The 2560-nt window shown below is 75.4% G+C and carries 3 protein-coding genes; all 3 read right to left on the bottom strand.

Annotated elements, in window-relative coordinates; genetic code table 11:
* On the bottom strand, positions 1-1593 hold a 1593-nt coding region (obgE, locus tag WCS02_RS19650), incomplete at its 3' end, for a GTPase ObgE (RefSeq protein ID WP_340295969.1).
* Positions 1594-1716: 123 nt separating this feature from the next.
* The gene (gene rpmA / locus WCS02_RS19645; RefSeq protein ID WP_340295968.1) at positions 1717-1992 is read right to left on the bottom strand and encodes a 50S ribosomal protein L27; all 276 of its coding nucleotides are present in this window, start codon (positions 1990-1992) and stop codon (positions 1717-1719) included.
* 6 nt (positions 1993-1998) lie between these two features.
* A complete protein-coding gene (gene rplU, locus WCS02_RS19640; RefSeq protein ID WP_340295967.1) occupies positions 1999-2307 on the bottom strand; it encodes a 50S ribosomal protein L21 in 309 nt (102 codons plus the stop codon).
* Positions 2308-2560 lie beyond the last annotated feature (253 nt).

Below are 2560 nucleotides of genomic sequence, written 5' to 3'. Positions count from 1 at the left end.
CCCGGCGCCGTCGGCCGCACCGGTCCCATCGGCCGCGCCGGTCCCGTCCACCGCGCCGCTCCCGTCAGCCGCGCCGGTCCCGTCGGTGACGTCCGGCGCGACCCAGCGGCCGGCCTGCCGCTCGGAGGCGAGCTCCTGGCGGGCGGCGGTCTTGGCGTCCATCCGTCGGGCGTGCTCGAGGCGCCGCTCGGACCGGCTGGCGCGGGTGGCGTCGCCCTCGAGGCGGACGTCGCTGCCGCGGGGGCCGGCGACGGTGCCGCCCCCGCCGACCGTGGGGTGCCAGTCGAAGATGACGCCGTCGGCGAGGGTGCCGATGACGACCTCGGCCCCGGCGAGGGCGCCGGCGCGGTACAGCGCGTCCTCGACGCCGGCGCGGGCGAGCCGGTCGGCGAGGTAGCCGATGGCCTCGTCGTTGCTGAAGTCGGTCTGGCGGACCCAGCGCTCGGGACGCCCGCCGCTCACGCGGTACAGCGTCCGGCCCTCGTGCTCCTCGACCGTCACGCGGAAGCCCGCGTCGTCGCTGGCGGTCGGTCGCAGGACGAGGCGCTGCGGGGCGGTCGGACGGGCCCGGGCGGCGCGGTCGGCGGCGACGTAGCGCGCCATCCCGAAGCCCAGCTCGCGCAGGCCCTCGTGGCTGGCGGCGGAGACGGTGAAGACCTCGTAGCCGCGCTCGCGCAGCTGCGGGGCGACCAGCTCGGCCATGTCGCGGCCGTCGGTCGTGTCGACCTTGTTGAGGACGACGATCGCGGGGCGCTCCGACAGCGGGACCGTGTCGGCGTCCGCCTCGTACCGGCCGAGCTCACCGAGGATGACGTCGAGGTCGCGGACCGGGTCGCGGTCGGGCTCGAGCGTGGCGGTGTCGAGCACGTGCGCGATGACCGAGCAGCGCTCGACGTGGCGCAGGAACTCCAGGCCGAGGCCGCGGCCCTCGCTGGCGCCCTCGATGAGGCCGGGCACGTCGGCGATGGTGAACCGGACGTCGCCGGCCTCGACGACACCGAGGTTCGGCGTCAGCGTGGTGAAGGGGTAGTCGGCGATCTTGGGCCGCGCCGCGGACATGGCCGCGACCAGGCTGGACTTGCCGGCGCTGGGGTAGCCGACGAGCGCGACGTCGGCGACGGTCTTGAGCTCCAGCACGACGGTGCGCGCCTCGCCGGGCTCGCCGAGCAGGGCGAAGCCGGGGGCGATTCGCCGGGCGCTGGCCAGGGAGGCGTTGCCGAGCCCGCCGCGGCCGCCGGCGGCGATGACGAAGCGGGTGCCGTCGCCGAGCATGTCGGCGAGGACCTCGCCCTCGGGGGTGGAGACGACCGTGCCGTCCGGGACGCGCAGCTCGACGTCGTCGCCGTCGGCGCCGTCCTTGTGCCCGCCCTTGCCGACGCCGCCCTTCTGGGCGCTCCGGTGCGGGGCGCGGTGGAACTCCAGCAGGGTCGTCACCTGGGCGTCGACGACGAGCACGACGTCGCCGCCGGAGCCGCCGTCGCCGCCGTCGGGGCCTCCCAGGGGCTTGAACTTCTCGCGGTGGACCGACGCCACGCCGTGGCCGCCGTCACCGCCGCTCACGTGCAGGACCACTCGGTCGACGAACTGGCTCACGGAGACCTCCGGGGTCGGGTCGAGCGAGGTGCCGGTGCCGGGACACGACGACGCCGGTCTCCCCCGTCGGGGGCGACCGGCGCGTCGTGCGGGCGGGTGCCGCGCGGCTGCGCGGCGGGTGGGTCAGGCCGAGACGTCGGCGGCGATGCTCACGGGGTCGATGCTCACGGTGCGGCGGCCACGACGAGTGCCGAACGTGACCGCGCCGGGGAGCAGTGCGAACAGCGTGTCGTCGCCACCGCGGCCGACGCCCTCGCCCGGGTGGAAGTGGGTGCCGCGCTGGCGGACGATGATCTCGCCGGCGCCGACGACCTGGCCGCCGAAGCGCTTGACGCCGAGGCGCTGGGCGTTGGAGTCGCGACCGTTGCGGGTCGAGGACGCGCCCTTCTTGTGTGCCATGTCAGCTCACTCTCCGATCTTGGTGATCTTGACCTGGGTCAGGTTCGAGCGGTGACCCTGGCGCTTCTTGTAGCCGGTCTTGTTCCGGTACTTGAGGATGCGGATCTTCGGACCCCGGAGGTCGCCGACGATCTCGCCAGCGACGACCAGCTTCGACAGGGCGTCGGAGTCGGACGTGACGGTGGCGCCGTCGACGAGCAGCAGCGGGGTGAAGCGGACGTCGTCGCCGGGAGCACCGGCGACGCGGTCGACGGTGAGGACGTCGCCGACGGCGACCTTCTCCTGGCGCCCACCGGCGCGGACGATCGCGTACACGTCGTGACTCTCTCTCTGTCGGGCCTCGTGGATCCAGCGTCCTGACCTGGGACCGACGTCGTGGACGTCGGGGTCGGACCGCTCGGGTGGCGCAGCAACGGACGCGCCACCGGCCAGCGTCTGAGACTACGCGGCCCGGGCCCGGTGACCAAACCGGGCCCGCGTGCGGGAGGTGCTAGGCGCCGGGGCGGCCGCCGCGGCGACGGGCTCCCCCGCCACCGCCCTGGCCGGACCCGCCGCCGGGGCCGGAGCC

The sequence above is a fragment of the Aquipuribacter hungaricus genome, from assembly GCF_037860755.1.
GTDB lineage: Bacteria > Actinomycetota > Actinomycetes > Actinomycetales > JBBAYJ01 > Aquipuribacter > Aquipuribacter hungaricus.
The sequence above is the reverse complement of the archived record's forward strand: the minus strand, read 5'-3'. Positions and strand labels throughout refer to the sequence as shown.